Consider the following 17,764-nt stretch of genomic DNA (forward strand, 5'->3'; position numbering starts at 1 on the left):
TTATGGGTAAGTAGCGTAATATGTATTATGGAACTCACGGCAAAGCGAAAATCCGCGGCCGGCATTTCGGTCGCACAGCTTTCGGCGCCCAACGTCCACGCCAACCGTTTGATCCATCCTGACACGGATGCGGCAGGTTGTCGGCTCGATTGGCGCGACAATGCGATCTTGGCGGGCGGCGGGAGAAAAGTAACCGGCCGACCTGAGCCCCTTCAGTCGGATCCGTCTCAACATCTTCACTCTGAGAGACGGCCGCGTTTATGGCAAAGAGGTGTGCCGGCTCATTGCGCGGCATCTAAACCGAATTTATGTACGCTGCGATAACTTTTAGTACGCGGTGCTAACGCCCTACGCGGTCTCATTGGCTAAGATTTGGATGAGATTGGATTTGGCAGGGGCGCTTGCGTCACATGGTAATTGCTCTCAAATACTATTTGCTGAGAAAGCACTACCAGTGTCGGTGGAGTATACGCCATCAGAATCATCAAAGGCGTAGAGACACAAGATAGTTCGCGCGACTCCCCCAAGAATCCTTATTAGGAGAGGTGGGCTTCGGCATGAACAAAAGGGCTCTTAATCTTGATGACGGTTTACTTCTTTGCCTCCATCAAGAAAAGCGGACGGTTGAAGCGAAACTGTACCGAGGCGTAAAACCCGCCGACAAGCGGAAGGAGCGAACAGCGTGTCTTCTGCTCATGGGAAGCACGAGGCTCAGATGCGAATACCTGCGCCGAGCGCTGATCAGCCACGAACCTGGAATGGACATCGTTGCCGTTGGCTCGGTCACCGAATGGAGAGATAAAGAGAAAACATATCCCCCGCTAGGGGCAATACTCCTGAATGTTGGCGAGCAGAATGTGATGGAAGGCGGCATCGCCAAACAGATCCGGGAACTTTCCGCCGACTTCCACCCCGTTCCGGTCGTTGTTCTGGCCGATAACGAAAAGCTGGAACAGATATTGATGGCGCTTGAATATGGAGCGCGCGGCTACATACCGGCTTCGGTTGGCATCAATGTCTGCATCGAAGCAGTCGCGCTGGCCATGTCAGGCGGAACTTTTATTCCTGCCAGCAGCGTGCTGGCCATGCGTCACTTGATCGATGACAAGATCAAGAAAGCGCAGCTTTTGCACGCGATCTTCACGCGCCGCGAGATAGGGGTCGTGGAAGCGCTTCGGCAGGGCAAGCCGAACAAGATCATCGCCTATGAGCTCAACATACGCGAAAGCACCGTGAAGGTTCATATTCGCAATATCATGAAAAAGCTCAAAGCAACGAACCGGACAGAGGTCGCCTACAAGCTTGGTGAGCTAAAACAGCATCTGGTCTGATCGATCGGGCACTGTCCATGATCCGGCGTACCGCTGTTTTCATGTGATTCTGCGCGGAAGGAAAACCCCTGGTCCGATTAGTATTCGGCCCTGCATTTATGATTGGGAACTGCGTTCAACGAGCAGTTCCGAGGGCGGGGAACATGGGTTGCATTGAAACCCGAAATCGCAGGCATAATCGGGCAGTTTTACGCGCAACAGTCCAACCTCGGCTCCAGAACACACTATAATGCGCGGAGACCGAAAAATCCGAACAGCAGAATGACCGCGCCGACCACGATCAGCGCAAGTCCAGGCCAATGGTCCTTAAGGCCAAACATCCGAATGCCGCTGCGTTTAGGCTCAAGCGTCCGTGCTGCTGACGGCGACGAGTGAGGGTCACTCATGCGACCACGAAAGATGACAGATCGCGCTGAGTAGAGCAGTCCGAGAATAACAAGAACGGCGCCGAGCCAAATGATCCACACCATTTCGACCTCCAGCACTACAACGCATTGGAGCCGGCGATGTTCCTGGTAGCCGGCGTAAAGCCTAGAGCCCAGCTTCCAAAGCTCCCGACTCCTAATCGCGCTCCCGCAAGAGTTATGGTCGGGCCATCATTGGATCATGGCGCGCTCCAACAACAGAACGTGTCAGGCCAAACTCCGGTTGTTTACCGTGATCGAAAGCAGCCGCACCTCAATTTCCGAGCGCCGCCATGACGCCGCGCAGCTCGGCCAATCCCCTGAGCCGCCCAATCAGCGGATAGCCCGGCATCACGGGGCGGTCGAGGTCGGAAAGCAGCGATTGCCCGTGATCCGGCCGCATTGGGATCTTCCAGTCGGCGCGGCCCTCGGCCCTGCGTCGTGCCTCTTCGGCAAGCAGCGCTCGAATCGTGGCCACCATGTCGGTATCGCCGTCCAGATGCTCGGATTCAAAGAAACTGTGCCGCCCGTCGACGCCGGCGCCAACCCGGCGGGTGTTGCGCAGGTGGACGAAGTGGATGTGCGGTCCCAGCCGGGTCACGAAACGCGCGCCATCGAAATCCTCGGCTACGCCGAGCGAACCGGTGCAGAAGGTGATGCCGTTCGCGGGGCTGTCGACGGCTTCCATCACGCGGGCATAGTCGTCTTCGCAGGACATGACGCGCGGTAGCCCCAACAGCGAGAACGGCGGATCGTCGGGATGACAGCAAAGGCGGATCCCAAGCTCCTCAGCCAACGGCACGACCTTTGATAGGAAATCTACAAGGTGCCCGCGCAGCCGGTCAGCGTCGATAGCGTCATACGTGCCCAGATGGTGGCAAACATCCTCCAGTGTCCACGTATCGTTGGCGCCCGGCAGTCCGGCCACGATGTTGTCGGCCAATTGCGCGCGGGCGGCGTCGGACATCCCGGCAAAGACTGCCTCGGCTTCGGACAGCAGAAACTCGGGGTAGTCTTCGCCCGCGCCGGGCCGGTTCAGGATAAAACGGTCGAAGACGCAGAACTGCACCAGATCGAAGCGCATTGCGCGCCCGCCATTGGGCATGGGCGCCGACAGCTCGGTCCGGGTCCAGTCGAGCACCGGCATGAAATTGTAGCAGACCGTGGAAATACCGGCGGCCGCTAGATTGCGCAGGCTTTCGCGGTAGGCATCAAGATGCGGCTTGACCGGGCCGGTCTGGGTCTTGATTGCCTCCGAAACCGGCAAGCTTTCGACAACGTCCCACGCCAGCCCCGACGGCTTGCCGTCCGGCCGCGCGACCTGATCCTGCCGCCGGGCGATCTCATCGGGTGTCCAGACGTCGCCGGGCGGAATATGGTGCAGCGCCGATACGATCCCCTCGGCCCCGGTTTGGCGGATCTCGGCAATCGAGATCTCATCCGCGGGTCCGAACCACCGCCAGGTCTGTTTCATCTATCGTCCTTTCCCGAAGCCCCTTTGCGGGGTCTTAATCCGCTCGTAGGCTGAGGCCGCCCTGCGTGTCAAAGAGGTGTATCCGCGTCGGCGGCAGGCCGAGCGCAATCGTCTCGCCAATGCGCACACCTGTCTGGCCCGGGCTGTGCACGGTCACCTTTGTGCCGTCGTTCATCACACCGTAGAGGTAGGATTCACCGCCCAGTTGCTCAACGCTGCGCACTTCGATGGTGACAGGACCGTCTGCGGCCGGCTGCATCTCGGACGGGCGGATGCCCAGCGTGACCTCCTGCCCCGGCCGGTGACCGAACCCGTCCTCGGGAATCGCCACGCGCTCACCCGTGGGCAGGACCAGCACACCGCGGTCCCCTTCGTCGATCCGGCCCGCGAGGAAATTCATCTTGGGCGAGCCGATGAAGCCCGCCACGAACAGGTTTCGCGGCCGGTTATAGAGCTCCAGCGGCGCGCCGAACTGCTCCACCTCGCCAAGGCGCAGCACGGCGATCTTGTCGGCCATGGTCATGGCTTCGACCTGGTCATGAGTGACATAGATCATCGTGTTGCCGAGGCGGCGGTGTAGCGCCGCGATCTCGCCACGCATGTCGACGCGCAGCTCGGCGTCGAGATTGGACAGGGGTTCATCGAACAGGAACACCCTGGGTTCGCGCACCACGGCGCGCCCGATGGCCACGCGCTGACGCTGGCCGCCGGACAGGTCCTTGGGACGCCGTTCCAGAAGCTGATCGATCTGCAGCATCTTAGCGACCGAGCCGATTTTCTCGGCGATTTCGGCCTTGGGCGTGTTGATGTTCTCTAGCCCGAAGCTCAGGTTCTGGCGCACGGTCATATGCGGGTAGAGCGCGTAGGACTGGAACACCATGGCAAGACCCCGGTCGGCGGCGGCGATGTTGTTGACCACCTCGCCACCGATGGCGATCTCGCCGCCCGTGATCTCCTCGAGCCCGGAAATCATTCGCAAAAGCGTGGACTTGCCGCAACCCGACGGCCCCACGAAAACACAGAACTCACCATGCTTGACGTCCAGATCGACGCCCTTGATCACCTCTGCAGCGCCGTAACTCTTGCGGACATCCTTCAGTTGGATACTGGCCATGTCAGACCCTCCCTTCCCCGGTCATTTGCCGCCGGTCGACGCAATGCCGGTGGCGATGTATTTCTGCAAAAACATGAAAACGAGCGCGATCGGCAGAAGCGTGAGCACGGTCATCGCCAGCAGGTTGCTCCATTGCGTGGACATCTCGCCCTGGAACGAATTGAGCGCCAGTTGCAGCGTAAAGTTCTCGGTCTCGCTCAAAACGATCAGCGGCCAGAGGAAATCATTCCAGCGCCACATGATCGCAAGGATCGCCAGCACTGCGATGGCGGGCGCCGAGAGCGGCAGGATTATGCGCCAGAAGATCTTCCACTCGCTGGCCTTGTCCATCCGCGCGGCGTCAAGGATCTCGTCGGGTATGGTGATCATGTATTGCCTGAGCAGAAACACCCCTGTCGGCGTGGCTGCGCCGGGAATGATCACGCCCCAGAGACTGTTCAGCATTCCCAATTCACGCGTGATCAGAAAGAGCGGTACCAGAACCACCGTCTGCGGGATCATCAACGTGCCGATCACCAGTATCAAAACCGTGGTCCGGCCGCGGAACTTATATTTCGAGAGCGCAAAGGCCGCCATCGAGTTCACCAGCAGCATGATCGCCGTGGCCATCACCGTGATGAAGGTGGAATTCCACAGGAAGCGCAGGAAGTTGAAGCGCTCGAACAGTAGGGTGTAGTTCTCGACCGCCAGCGAAACCCGCTCGATTGGCTGCCAGTCGGCCACATTGACGCGCAGCCTCTCGTCGGGCGCGGCAGGGTCGATCATCTGCGCCACCAGCCCCACGCGGCGGATAAGCGCCAGTTTCCTGCCCTCATGGTCGCCGCCCACGATATCGAACAGCGCCAGCGGCTCGTCATAGCCCTCGACCTCGACCGTTTCCTGAGCATAGGGCAGAAGCCGCGGCGGGAAGCGCTGCAGGTCGGCCTCGGTCTTGAACGAGGACAACACCAGCCAGACCACCGGACCGAACATCAAGAGGATGCCCATGCAGAGATAGCCGTAGGTCAGCCAGTCGGTCCAGTCCATCTGGCCTTTTCCAGCGCGGGTGCGGGTCATGAAAGACACGATCTTACCCATCGACATTCCTCCGGTTGGCCCAGAGCTGCACGGCGGTCAGCAAGGCCAGTACCAGCGCCAGCAGGATCGAGGCGGCCGCAGCCAGTCCGAAGAGGCGCGGTGCTCCGGCAAAACCAGTCTGGTAAATATATTGAATGATGAAGGTGGTTGCAGAACCGGGACCGCCGCCGGTGAAGGCGTAGATCTCGTCAAAGGTCTGCACGCCCTTGATCAGCGCCAGCACCAGCACCACCAGCATGGTGGGGGCGAGCAGTGGCAAAGTGATCTTGCGGAATGTCCGCCAGGGGCTCGCGCGGTCCATCAGCGCGGCCTCGTAGACATCGCGTGGAATTGCCTGCAGCCCGGCCAGCAGGATGAGTGTATAGAATCCCATATGCGCCCAGACCGATAGGAACACCGACCAGGCAAAAGCCCAATGCCGGTCCAACAGCCACAGCACACGTTCATAGCCCATGACCTCCAGTCCTGCGTTCAGCAAGCCGTTGCGCTGCAGGATCCATTTCCAGATCAGCGCCACCACCACGGGAGAGAGCAGCACCGGGAAGAAGAAGACACCGCGAAAGAAGCCGCGCGCGCGGATATCGCGGTTCAGAACCAGCGCCGTCAGCAGTGAGAAACCGACCATCAGGCCCACCTGCAGCACCACGAACCAGACGGAGTTCCAGATCGCGCGCCAGAACAGGTCACGCTCGCAGGAATTGGGGTCAAAAACATTCTCGCAGTTGGCGAGGCTCTGGAAATTCGCGCCGCCGACAAAGGGCCGGTCGTTGAGCAATACCTGATCGCCCCCCGTCAGCGCATAGAGAAAGTTCAAGATGATCGGCAAAAACGCAAAGACGCCGAAGAGAATGAGGTTGGGCGCGAGAAACAGCCAGGCAAGCCGCTGGATACCGAGACGGCTCTGCACGAAGGCGAAAGGAATCTCGATGATCCGCATCACCGGTGCGACAGTGCTGTACATGGTCCGAGCCCTCCGATGCCCGTTCTGTGCTGTGGCGGGACCCGAAAGTCCTCGGGCCCCGCCGGTCGCTTGCAGCTATCGGTCTTACTTGGTTTCGGCCAGCACAGCGGCCAGATCTGCTTCGGCGCGTTCCATGGCCTCTTCGACTGTTAGTTCGCCGACGACGGCCTGGGTCGCACGTTGCACCGTGATGTTGAACATGGCGCGGTTGTTGCGATAGCCCTGATAGGCAAAGGCGATCGGAGAGACACGCCCCACCTGAGCGCCCCAGGTTTTCAGCGCGGTAGCGGCCGGTTCGGACGCGCCCTCATAGTCTGCGCCTGCCGACGCCACAGCGCGATGCGCGGGGATATTTCGGGTGCGCCCCGAGAACTCAGCATAGATCTCTTGCTGTGCGAGATAGTCCATCAGCGCCGCCACGATCTCGGGATGCTTGGTCTGCTTGAAACCGACAAGGCCCGAGCCGCCCGGCATACCGGTGCAGCCGCCTTCGCCACAGGGGGACCCCACGACCTGCCAGTCGAAGAAGTCGCCAATCTGTTCATCGAAACGGCCGGTCTGCCAGCTTCCCGAGTAGTAGTAGACCAGCTCGCCATTGATGAATTCCTGCGCCGCGTCACGGTAACTGTCGCCGCCCTGTCCAGCCCAGACATCGCGCGCCATGGTGCCGTCCTCATGCCAGTCGACGAATTTCTGCACATAGGCCGTGAAAGCGTCATCGACCAGGATCGGCTCGCCGTCCTCGTCAAAGATCTTGGCTCCGTAGGAAATCGCCGGCCCGGCGATCCGATGGCCGGAGCGGTCCATCGCCATAGGGAACGTGGTGTCGGTGGCCTCGGCCACCGCCCGCGAAGCTTCGGCCCAGTCGTCCCAGGAGGCATCCGGGCCCGGCACTTCAACACCCGCCTGTTCGAACAAGGTGCGGTTGATGTAGGCGCCGGTGATGGTCAGCAACATGTGCAGACCGTAAATGCCGTCGTCATCGGGGCTGGCGCGATACCATCCCAGCACGTCGCCGAAGCTGGACTCCCAATAGTCGCGGTCCACGTAGGGTGCCAGATCCAGGTAATAGGGGTTCAGCCCGCCCAGATCGGTCACCATGGCAAGGTCCGGGCCGGTCCCTGCGGCCAATTGCACCGGCAGGCTTTCCAGAACCGCCTGATAAGGAACCACGTCCATGACCACATCGACGCCCGGATGATCGGCTTCGAAGCGGGTGGTCAGTTCGTCCAGCACCTCGCATTCGGCACCGTCCGATGTGCACATGATTCGAATTTCCTGTGCGCTGGCGCTCAGCGCCCCGGCACTGAACACGGCCGCGAATGCCGTTGTCGCCAAAATTTTGTGTTTCATTCCGTTCTCCTCCCTGATTTGCAGGTCTTCCAGTTGGGGATCCATGGCCCCGGTTAAGGCAGCCAGCTCTCGTAGAGCGGGGCAGCCCTGCTCAGCGGCAGTGATACGCGCTGCCCCGTTCGTGTGGCGTGGTAGACGGCGGTCACCAGTTCAATGGACTGCCGTCCGTCCGCCAATGTCACCTCATGACCGCCGCGCCCCTCCAGCGCGTCGGCAATGGCGTCGAAAAAACCTGCGAACCCCGCCAGCGAGACGGGCAGTCCGGCAAGAACCTCGTCGATGGCTGCCTGATCGTAGGGAGCGCGGGCGGTAAAGCGCCATCCACCCTCGGCCGGCGCATAGGGTGCGGTGCCGCTCTCGGCCGTCAGGCCCTCGAAGGCAAAGCGCAGGCGGGTCGTGTCCATAGCCGCGCCGAGCGTGATGGAACTCGTCGAGAGCGCGCCGTTCTCATGCACCATCAGGATCGCTCCGCAGTCCTCGACCTCGATCGCGTTCACGCGGGTGGCGGTGCTGGCGGACAGCTCCGCTATAGGTCCGAATACGCTGCACAGAAGATCATGGTTGTGGATCGCATGGCCCAGCACAGCACCGCCCGATTCCCCTGCCCAGGTGCCGCGCCATGGCACGGCGTAATAAACGGAGTCACGATTCCAGTGGGTTTCGAGGCTGGCGGCAAAAGGCTTGCCGGCAAGACCCGCATCGATCAGCGCCTTCAGCTGTGCCGTGCCCTTGCCATAGCGATACTGAAATACTGGAAAGACCTGCCGCCCGGTCTTCTGGGCGACCTCGATCAGCGCGTCGGCTTCGGCCAGCGACCGCACCAGCGGCTTCTCGCACACCACGTGCTTGCCGGCAGTCAGCGCCTTCTCCGAGACGGGAAAATGCAGATGCGGCGGCAGACAGACGTCGACCAGATCGATCTCCGGGTCGGCCAGAACGGCGTCGAGATCGCCCGTCACGGTGATGCTGTCATCCTCGCCAACGACGCTCCGGACACGGTCGGTGTCGAGATCGCAGAATGTCCGCACCTCGAAGCGCGCGGGTAGCGAGCGGTAGCCCGCCAGATGCTGCGCACCGATCCCGGCACCGACGATTGCAACCCGGATCATACGCCCGCCCCTTCCGCCATGGCCTGCGCCTTGAGCGCCAGTTCGCAAACCTTGAAGGCGTGGGCCTGTGTCATTGCGGTTTCGGTACGGTTACGGATATCAGCGGTCAGTCGCGCGAAATAGGGCAATCCGGCATCGGCGCAGGCGATCTTCTCACAACGCTCGCCATTGACCAGGATCAGGTGATCGGTGCCCTCGGCACCCCCCACATCCACATATTTGCGCAGTTCGATATAGCCCTCGGTTCCAAGAATGGTCAGTCGCCCGTCGCCCCAGGTAGGCAGCGCGTCGGGAGTGTACCAATCGACCCGGATATAGCAGTGTCCCTTGTCACTCTTGAGCGCCACCTCCCCGAAATCCTGCAGGCCCGGGTCGTCGGGATTAGCGTAGTTGGCGACATTGGCCATGGTCACTTCGGCATCGGTCGAACCGGTGAAGAACAGGAACTGGTCGATCTGGTGGCTACCGATATCGGTCAGGATGCCGCCATAGGCCTCGCGCTCGAAGAACCAGACGGGCCGGGTCGGACGGTTGAGCCGATGCGGCCCCATCCCCAAGGTCTGCACCACGCGGCCAATGGCTCCCTCGGCCACCAGCTCTGCGGCGCGGGTCACGGCGGGCACCTCGAAACGCTCGGAAAAGTCGATGGTCCAGATCCGGCCCGTGCGCGCCACCGTCTCGCGGATCGCATCGAGCTGCGCCATGGTGGTGCAGCCGGGCTTGTCCACCATCACGTCCTTTCCCGCCTCCATCGCGGCGATGGCCAATTCGGCCCGGTCGCGCGGGATCGAGGAAATCAGGATCAGGTCGATCTCGGGGTCGTTCAGGATCTCGTCCTTGCTGGCCACGCGAGGCACGTCGGGGAATCGTTTGACGAAGCTCGCGAGTGTCTCGGGCTCGCCCTCGGTCCACCAGCATTTAAACTCGGCGCCTTCGGCCATCATGTTGCCCGCCATCCCGAAAATGTGACGGTGGTCGATGCCAAGCGCGGCAATTTTGAGGGGTCTTGTCATTCAGATACTTCCGTGATGCGGCCCGTCGAAGCAGAGCGGGCAATTGCGTCAATCAAGTGATGAGCGGCCAGCGCCGCGCGGCCCGAAGCGACAGGCGGGCGCCCGTCGGCCAGGGCACTTGCGAAATCCTCGATGATCGCCTGGTGCCATTCATGGGTAAACGCCATCGGGTCGGCTCCGCCGCCGGTGCCGGCGGTGGCACCGAAGCTTTCCTCGCGTCCGTCGCGCCAGCGTACGGTCAAGACTCCGGAGCCGAGATGCAGGCTGGCTTTGTCGAAATGCAGCGTAATGGTTTCGGCCCCGCCGGGGAAACTGGCGGTGCTGGCTACCAGCGAGCCCACGGCGCCGTTTGCGAAGCGCAGCCCCGCGGTGGCAAAGTCCTCCGATTCCATCCGGTGAAAGCGCGACGTCGCGGTCATGGCCTGCACCTCGGCAACCGGACCGGCAAGGCCGAGCGCCAGGTCGATCGTGTGAATCGCCTGCGAAATCAGCACCCCGCCCCCATCGCGCGCATAGCTGCCGCGCCCCGGTTCGTCATAATAGGCCTGCTCGCGCCACCAGGGCACGGTGATCTCGGCCAGGCCAAACGCGCCCAGATCGCCCGAGGCCGCCAGTTCGGCAGCTTTGCGCGAGGCTGCCCTCATCCGGTGCTGGAAGAAGATGCCGAGCGCCACCCCCGCCTCCTCGCAAATCCGCACAACCTCTTCTGCTTCGGCAGACGTGCGGCCCACAGGCTTTTCCAGCAGGATATGCTTGCCCGCGCGGGCCAACGGCTCAACCAATGCCACTCGGGCATCGGGCGGCGTGGCAATAACGGCGAAATCCACTTCATCGTCGGCGGCGATGGCGGCGATATCCGGGTAGACCTGCAAGGGTTCGCCCCCCGCCGCTTCGGCAAAGGCGCGCGCGCTTTCCATGCGGCGGGCTGCCACCCCCTTGAGCCGGACACGCGGCGCGGCAGCCCGGAGGGCGGCCAGATGAGTGCGGGCCACCATACCCGTGCCCACCAGCGCGCAGGTCAATCGATCGCTTTCGACCACGGAAACATATCCTCCCCGTTTCGTAGATCAGGATCATCTTGCATACCAGTATGCCGGTTGTCAACCGTCCAGGATACCGGTATACCGGGTCTGCGCGACCAGGATTCACAAAACCTGGGAACCACAGGAAATGAGCCTCAAGCATGAGCGAAAATTCCCGGACCGACGAAACCGCAACCGACCTCTTGGCCGTCGCCTTTCCACCGCTCGACCTGGGCCGGCCGGCCGGCGAGCAGATCTTTTCGGCGCTCAAATCGGCAATTCTGAAAACCGAGCTGCCGCCGGGATGCCTGATCTCGGAAAGCGAGATCGGCCAGCGCTTCGGTGCGAGCCGAACCCCTGTGCGCGAAGCCTTCACGCAGTTGCGCGCCGACGGGCTGATCGTGACCCTTCCTAGCCGAGGCAACTATGTCTCGCGCCTGTCTGAGGTGCGCATTCGCGAGGCGCAGTTCATCCGCGAAGGGCTGGAACTGGCGAATGTGGAGCGGCTTTGCGAGATCGGCCTGCGCGACACGGCAGCAAGCGCGCTGACCAGTATTCTCGACGCCCAGAGCCGCTGCGTCGCCTGCGGCGACCTGCTGGAGTTCCAGGAGCAGGACGACCTGTTCCACATCATGCTGGCGCGCGCCACGGGCTTTGCCCGCGCCGAGACGCTGCTGGTGCGCGAGAAGGCGGCGCTGGACCGGCTTCGGGTGTTTTCGCTTAGCGATGTCAAGCACATGACCTGCTTGCTGGAGGAACATCGTGCGATCCTGAATGCGATCCGCGAGCGCGACACCGGCTCAGCGCTGGCTGCGACGCGGGTGCATCTGCGCTCGATCCTCGGCGCCCTGTCGAGCCTCATCCAGGCCAATAGGGATTTTTTCGAGTAGCCCCGGCAAGAACAGGCGCCCAAGCCGCCAAACCATAACCGCCCTGCCCGGCCTTGCCGAACCGCTCCACGTTTCCAAGGCCGCGCTTTCCTGATGACTCTGGGCTCTCAGGAGCACTCCCAATTCAAGGGGCCTCGGGAGAATTAGACTATAGGATGCCAGTCTTCGTCTCCGACATTTCCGTCATGGTAGCGGTTGGAGCCGCCGGAAATCGCCAGGCTCTGGCAATCTCCCCCCGTTTCAGTCTATGATGAGTGCGGCTTTCCGACGGGTTGGAGGATCCGCGGAGGCCGGGAGGAACGGAGGATGGCGGTTGCGCTGATACTCGTCCTTGTGGTTGTGGGCTCGATATTGTTCCATATCTTGAGCCCATGGTGGTGGTCGCCCATCGCTTCCAACTGGAACTATATCGACCACACTCTCGTCATCACATTCTGGATCACCGGCATCGTCTTTGCCGCCGTGGTTCTGTTCATGGCCTATTGCGTATTCCGCTTCCGCCATCGCGAAGGCGTCAAGGCGGACTACAATCCCGAGAACAAGAAGCTGGAATGGTGGCTGACCATTGTCACTGCGGTGGGCGTAGCGGCCATGCTGGCGCCCGGCCTTTATGTCTGGTCGCAGTTCATCACCGTGCCCGACGACGCGACCGAGGTCGAGGTCGTCGCCCAGCAATGGCAGTGGAGCTATCGGCTGCCCGGCGAGGACGGCCGGCTCGGCAAATCCGACAGCCGGCTCGTCAGCTACGAGAACCCGCTAGGTATCGACCCGGACGACCCGAACGGTCAGGACGATGTGGTGATCGAGGCGGCCGATCTGCATCTGCCCCAAGACAAGCCGGTAAAAATGCTCTTGCGCTCGATCGACGTACTGCACGACTTCTACGTGCCCGAGTTCCGCGCCAAGATGGACATGGTTCCGGGCATGATCACCTATTTCTGGTTCACCCCGACGAGAACGGGAACCTTCGAGGTACTGTGCGCCGAGCTCTGCGGCACGGGTCACTCCTATATGCGCGGTTTCGTGGTTGTGGATACGGATGAGGACTACGAGGCGTGGCTCGAGGGACAATCCACCTTCGCCCAGCTTTCCGCTCCCTCGACGCTCGGTTCGGCGGACGGAGTGGAACCGTGATCTGCATGAGACCCCCACCGCGCACCGATCCCCTCCCCTGCCTTAATGGCGGGAGGAACTGCGGCGCGGCGATGTAACAAGGAGGTGACGCGATGGTTGATGCCACACCTCACGCGGAACAGGGCGTTCCACCTGCGGAAGTGCCCGAGCTTGAGCTCTACCATCCGAAGAGCTGGTGGACGACCTATGTCTTCTCGCAGGACGCCAAGGTCATCGCCATACAGTATTCCGGCACGGCCATCGCCATTGGCCTGGTGGCATTGGTGCTTTCCTGGCTGATGCGCCTGCAACTCGGCTTTCCCGGCACGTTCGATTTCATCACGCCGGAGGCCTACTACCAGTTCATGACCATGCACGGCATGATCATGGTGATTTATCTCCTGACGGCACTCTTCCTCGGCGGCTTCGGCAACTATCTGATCCCGCTGATGGTCGGCGCACGCGACATGGTGTTCCCCTATGTCAACATGCTGAGCTACTGGATTTACCTGTTGGCCGTGCTAGTGCTGGTCGTGAGCTTCTTTGCGCCGGGCGGACCGACGGGCGCGGGATGGACGCTCTATCCGCCGCAGGCGATCTTGTCCGGCACGCCTGGCGGCCAGAGTGCCGGCATCATCCTGATGCTGGTCTCGCTCATCCTCTTCATCATCGGCTTCACCATGGGCGGGCTGAACTATGTGGTGACGGTAATCCAGGGCCGCACGCGCGGGATGACCCTGATGCGCATGCCGCTCACCGTCTGGGGTATCTTCACCGCCACGGTCATGGCGCTTCTGGCCTTCCCGGCGCTGTTCGTGGCCTGCGTGATGATGCTGTTCGACCGCCTGCTCGGCACTTCGTTCTTCATGCCGGCGCTGGTGGAGATGGGCCAGCAGTTGAGCTATGGCGGCGGCAGCCCAATCCTGTTCCAGCACCTGTTCTGGTTCTTCGGCCATCCGGAGGTCTATATCGTGGCACTGCCGGCCTTCGGCATCGTCTCGGACCTCATCAGCACCCATGCCCGCAAGAACATCTTCGGTTACCGTATGATGGTGTGGGCCATTGTCATCATCGGTGCGCTGTCCTTCATCGTGTGGGCGCACCACATGTATGTGTCGGGCATGCATCCGTGGTTCGGCTTCTTCTTCGCCACGACGACGCTGATCATAGCGGTCCCGACGGCGATCAAGGTCTATAACTGGGTGCTGACACTGTGGCGCGGCGACATTCACCTCACAGTACCGATGCTGTTCGCGCTGGCCTTCATCGTCACCTTCGTCAATGGCGGGCTTACCGGGCTTTTCCTCGGCAATGTGGTGGTTGACGTGCCCTTGTCCGACACCATGTTCGTCGTAGCCCATTTCCACATGGTCATGGGCGTGGCGCCGATCCTCGTGGTCTTCGGAGCTCTCTATCACTGGTATCCCAAGATCACCGGGCGCATGCTCAACGAGGGGATGGGCCAGTTCCATTTCTGGGTGACGTTCATCGGTGCCTACGCCATTTTCTTCCCGATGCATTATGTGGGGCTGGTGGGTGTCCCACGCCGCTATCCGGAGCTCGGCGACGCCGCCTTCGTGACCGATTCCGTGCACACGCTTAACGCCTTCATCACGGTGGCCGCGCTGATCGTCGGGTTTGCGCAGATGGTGTTCCTGTTCAACTTGCTCTGGAGCTTGCGCTACGGACGTGAGGCCGGTGGCAATCCGTGGCGGGCTACCAGCCTTGAATGGCAGACGCCGACGACGCCGCCGCCGCATGGCAACTGGGGCGATGAGCGACCGGTGGTCTATCGCTGGGCCTACGACTATTCGGTCCCTGGCGCGCAGCAGGACTTTATCGCGCAAAACGATCCGGGACCGCAAAGGGCGGGCGTGAGGCCGGCATGAGCGTCATCCTCGTTTTCCTGTTGGTGGTCGCAGGCTTCTCCTTCTGGTGGCTTTCACGCCACCGGCTGATGTCGAAGCCTTGGCTGGAACATGGCGTTCACACCGCGCTGCCGGAAACGGACGTAGCGGGCATGCCGACCGCGAAAATCGCGCTGGGCATCTTCCTGGCAGTTGTGGGAAGCCTCTTCGCGCTGTTCTCCAGCGCCTATTTCATGCGCATGGAATATGCCGACTGGCAGGCGCCGCCGCTGCCGAACGTGCTGTGGGTGAATACGGTCGTCCTCGTGCTCGCCAGCGTCGCTCTGCAATGCGCCGTGCATGCCGCGCGCGAGGGTCGGTTGGACATGACACGGCTCGCACTGGCCGCGGGGGGGCTTGCAACCTTCGTCTTCCTGGCCGGACAGCTTGTTGCCTGGCAGGAGCTGTCGGCCGGCGGCCATTTCATGAATGTGAACGCGGCCAACAGCTTCTTCTATTTGCTGACCGGCATGCACGGGCTGCACATTCTGGGTGGGCTGGTGGGCCTCGGCCGCGTAGCGGCGATGGCATGGAGCGAAGAGCAGGTGACGGAGCGGCTGGGTCTCGGCGTCGATCTGTGCGCCATGTACTGGCATTTCCTGCTCTTCGTCTGGCTCGGCCTGTTCGTCCTTCTGGCCGGGTGGGCGGGGGACCTGATTGCCATATGCCGGCAATTGCTGACGTGAGGGAGGATCGGGCAATGGCTGAGACAACACTGAACGGTGTGCCTGACGAACAAACCCGGCCGGAGGGTCTCAGCGGCGTCGTCGCCGACTGGTCATCGGACCAGCGCGCTTTCAAGAGCGCTTCGTGGGGGAAGGCCATGATGTGGATCTTCCTCCTTTCCGACACCTTCATCTTCGGCTGCTTCCTTCTTGCCTACATGACGGCGCGTATGTCGACCACCGTGGAGTGGCCCAACGCCAGCGAGGTTTTCGCGCTGCATATCGGCGGTGCGGATGTTCCGCTGATCCTGATAGCCATCATGACCTTCGTGCTGATCTCGTCGAGCGGCACCATGGCCATCGCCGTCAACTACGCCTACCGGCGCAACCGCAACATGACCGTGATCCTGCTCGTCCTGACGGCCCTTCTCGGTGCCACCTTCGTCGGCATGCAGGCTTTCGAATGGACCAAGCTGATCAGCGAGGGCGTCAGGCCCTGGGGCAACCCTTGGGGCGCGGCGCAATTCGGCTCCAGCTTTTTCATGATCACGGGTTTCCACGGCACCCATGTCACCTTCGGCGTTATCTTCCTCCTCATCGTCGCGCGCAAGGTCTGGCGCGGCGATTACGATCACGGCAGGCGAGGCTTTTTCACCAGCCGACCCGGCGACTATGAGCATGTGGAGATTATGGGCCTCTACTGGCACTTCGTTGATCTGGTCTGGGTCTTTATTTTCGCATTCTTCTATCTGTGGTGAGGGACAATCATGGCTTCCCATTCAGAACACGCACGCTACTCACAGACGGCCATTGCGGAGCACGCCGAGGGCCAGCAGCATCCGATCCGCATCTATCTGGTCGTCTGGTTCTGGCTGTTCGTGCTCAGCGCCTGTTCCTATATGGTCGATTATGTCGGATTCGAGGGCTATCTGCGCTGGGGGCTGGTCCTGGCCTTCATGATCGTGAAGGCCGGGCTGATCGTTGCCGTGTTCATGCACATGGTATGGGAGCGGCTGGCGCTGGCCTACGCTATCCTGCTGCCACCTATTGCCGTGCTTGTTTTCGTCGCCATCATGGCAATCGAATCCGACTACACCGCGCTCACCCGCATGAACGCGTTCTCGAACGGCGGGTAACCGGCAATTGGATCAGGCCCGGGCAAAAAGTGCTGGCGCTATTCCGCCGACCGCTTCTTCTTTCCGCCGGGCGAAACCACCGTCTTGCGGTAGAAATGCCAGGTGGCATGACCCAGCACTGGGATGACCACCGCCAAGCCGACAAAAAACGGCAGCGAACCGACCACCAGAAGGGCAGCGACTATGAAACCCCACAGAAGCACCGGCAGCGGATTGGCCAGCATGACGCGGGCCGATGTCTCGATGGCGGCATAGGCGCCCACGTCCCGGTCAAGCAGCAGCGGAAAGGCAACGGACGTGGTGCTGAGGACGACCAGGGCGAAAATGAAACCAACCAGATTGCCGACCAGAAGCAGCGTCCAGCCTCGCTGCGTGGTCAGGACCTCGTAGATGAAACCGAAGATGGCCTCCGGCACCGTGGTGCCGTAAAGCCAAGTGTACAGCGCCTGGGCAGTGAAGATCCACACCAGGAAAATTGCAAGCAGCATGACCCCGACAGCCACAATGGATGGAAGGGCAGGTGAATTGCGCACGCTGAAGGCATGTTTCCAGGAAGTGTCCATGCCGAGTTCACGCCGGCGACTGATCTCGTAAAGCCCGATTGCCGCGAAAGGTCCCAGAAGGGCGAAGCCGGCGATCAGAGGGAAGATCAGCTGCAGCGCGTTGCCGCTCGACGCCCATGTGATGAGGATAACCCCGACAACGGGATAGATCAGGCAGAGGAAAAAATAGTGGGACGGCTTGTCCCAAAAATCATTCAGACCACTGCGAAGTGCATCGAGAATGTCGGCGAAATCGACATTGCGCACCTTGGGATGCGCAACGGTTTTCTGGGCGCCTGCGATAACGTGAAAGCCTGCCATGACCACTCCTCCGAGATCAGATCCGGTGGGTCGCGGTACACGCTGCCTCGAATGGCTGGTCACGCGATACCGCAACCTTTGCCGTGGTGCGCATACTACTACAGGATACGGCTCTTGTCCTTGGTTTTCGCGTTCCGATGGGAGCAAGCTGGCGCCGTAGTGCATTCTTTTGTAACCTGTCGACGGCGCGCGCCGCGTTCGGGAGGACTGCGGCGATGCTGCCGGGAGGTCGTGCAATGGACCCAAAAACGTTGCTTGTGGTTGCAGTCGCCCTGGCGGCTCTATTGTTGATCGGGTTTGGCGTGTTTCCCCTTTAGGATCTGTGGAACCGT

Annotated in this window: 17 protein-coding genes; 7 read left to right on the plus strand and 10 right to left on the minus strand. The window is 61.4% G+C overall.

The genetic code is table 11. From position 1 onward, the window contains the following. Positions 1–557: 557 nt before the first annotated feature. Positions 558–1,331, plus strand: coding sequence for a helix-turn-helix transcriptional regulator (locus N1058_RS09345; RefSeq protein WP_265517251.1), 774 nt, complete (start codon positions 558–560; stop codon positions 1,329–1,331). A gap of 224 nt (positions 1,332–1,555) precedes the next feature. Here N1058_RS09345 and N1058_RS09350 read toward each other — a convergent pair whose 3' ends face one another. From N1058_RS09350 to N1058_RS09390, 9 genes are all read right to left on the minus strand, one after another. Beyond that, positions 1,556–1,801, minus strand: a complete 246-nt coding sequence (locus tag N1058_RS09350) for a hypothetical protein (protein WP_265517252.1) — start codon at positions 1,799–1,801, stop codon at positions 1,556–1,558. Positions 1,802–2,009: 208 nt separating this feature from the next. After that, entirely contained in the window at positions 2,010–3,209 is a 1,200-nt protein-coding gene (gene uxuA, locus N1058_RS09355; RefSeq protein ID WP_265517253.1) for a mannonate dehydratase, read from the minus strand. A gap of 34 nt (positions 3,210–3,243) precedes the next feature. Further along, positions 3,244–4,323: an ABC transporter ATP-binding protein gene (locus N1058_RS09360; protein WP_265517254.1), complete on the minus strand. Its 1,080-nt coding sequence runs from the start codon at positions 4,321–4,323 to the stop codon at positions 3,244–3,246. A 21-nt stretch (positions 4,324–4,344) separates the two neighbouring features. Beyond that, complete coding sequence (locus N1058_RS09365; protein WP_265517255.1) at positions 4,345–5,400, minus strand: carbohydrate ABC transporter permease; 1,056 nt, start codon at positions 5,398–5,400, stop codon at positions 4,345–4,347. Next, the gene (locus N1058_RS09370) at positions 5,393–6,361 is read right to left on the minus strand and encodes a carbohydrate ABC transporter permease (protein ID WP_265517256.1); all 969 of its coding nucleotides are present in this window, start codon (positions 6,359–6,361) and stop codon (positions 5,393–5,395) included. Before N1058_RS09370 ends, N1058_RS09365 begins: the two co-directional genes overlap by 8 nt. Positions 6,362–6,445: 84 nt before the next feature. Then, positions 6,446–7,714, minus strand: coding sequence for an ABC transporter substrate-binding protein (locus N1058_RS09375; protein ID WP_265517257.1), 1,269 nt, complete (start codon positions 7,712–7,714; stop codon positions 6,446–6,448). A 53-nt stretch (positions 7,715–7,767) separates the two neighbouring features. Then, the gene (locus N1058_RS09380) at positions 7,768–8,823 is read right to left on the minus strand and encodes a Gfo/Idh/MocA family protein (protein WP_265517258.1); all 1,056 of its coding nucleotides are present in this window, start codon (positions 8,821–8,823) and stop codon (positions 7,768–7,770) included. Beyond that, entirely contained in the window at positions 8,820–9,836 is a 1,017-nt protein-coding gene (locus tag N1058_RS09385; protein WP_265517259.1) for a Gfo/Idh/MocA family protein, read from the minus strand. Before N1058_RS09385 ends, N1058_RS09380 begins: the two co-directional genes overlap by 4 nt. After that, positions 9,833–10,831, minus strand: a complete 999-nt coding sequence (locus N1058_RS09390; RefSeq protein ID WP_265517505.1) for a Gfo/Idh/MocA family protein — start codon at positions 10,829–10,831, stop codon at positions 9,833–9,835. The genes N1058_RS09385 and N1058_RS09390 overlap by 4 nt, the downstream gene beginning before the upstream one ends. Before the next feature lie 188 nt (positions 10,832–11,019). Between N1058_RS09390 and N1058_RS09395 the strand changes: the two genes are divergently transcribed. From N1058_RS09395 to N1058_RS09420, 6 genes are all read left to right on the plus strand, one after another. After that, on the plus strand, positions 11,020–11,748 hold the full coding sequence (locus tag N1058_RS09395) for a GntR family transcriptional regulator (protein WP_265517260.1): 729 nt from the start codon (positions 11,020–11,022) through the stop codon (positions 11,746–11,748). Positions 11,749–12,054: 306 nt separating this feature from the next. Beyond that, entirely contained in the window at positions 12,055–12,882 is an 828-nt protein-coding gene (gene coxB / locus N1058_RS09400) for a cytochrome c oxidase subunit II (RefSeq protein ID WP_265517261.1), read from the plus strand. Between the two features lie 92 nt (positions 12,883–12,974). Next, positions 12,975–14,750 carry a cbb3-type cytochrome c oxidase subunit I gene (locus tag N1058_RS09405; RefSeq protein ID WP_265517262.1) on the plus strand — a complete coding sequence of 592 codons (1,776 nt, stop codon included), beginning with the start codon at positions 12,975–12,977 and terminating at the stop codon, positions 14,748–14,750. Then, entirely contained in the window at positions 14,747–15,454 is a 708-nt protein-coding gene (locus N1058_RS09410) for a cytochrome c oxidase subunit 3 (RefSeq protein ID WP_265517263.1), read from the plus strand. Before N1058_RS09405 ends, N1058_RS09410 begins: the two co-directional genes overlap by 4 nt. Positions 15,455–15,468: 14 nt before the next feature. Next, entirely contained in the window at positions 15,469–16,191 is a 723-nt protein-coding gene (locus tag N1058_RS09415) for a heme-copper oxidase subunit III family protein (RefSeq protein ID WP_265517264.1), read from the plus strand. A 9-nt stretch (positions 16,192–16,200) separates the two neighbouring features. Next, complete coding sequence (locus N1058_RS09420; RefSeq protein ID WP_265517265.1) at positions 16,201–16,569, plus strand: cytochrome C oxidase subunit IV family protein; 369 nt, start codon at positions 16,201–16,203, stop codon at positions 16,567–16,569. 38 nt (positions 16,570–16,607) lie between these two features. Here N1058_RS09420 and N1058_RS09425 read toward each other — a convergent pair whose 3' ends face one another. Next, positions 16,608–17,432, minus strand: coding sequence for a DUF2189 domain-containing protein (locus tag N1058_RS09425; RefSeq protein WP_265517266.1), 825 nt, complete (start codon positions 17,430–17,432; stop codon positions 16,608–16,610). Positions 17,433–17,764 lie beyond the last annotated feature (332 nt).

This window comes from Nitratireductor luteus, from assembly GCF_026162365.1.
In the GTDB taxonomy this organism is placed as follows: domain Bacteria; phylum Pseudomonadota; class Alphaproteobacteria; order Rhizobiales; family Rhizobiaceae; genus Chelativorans; species Chelativorans luteus.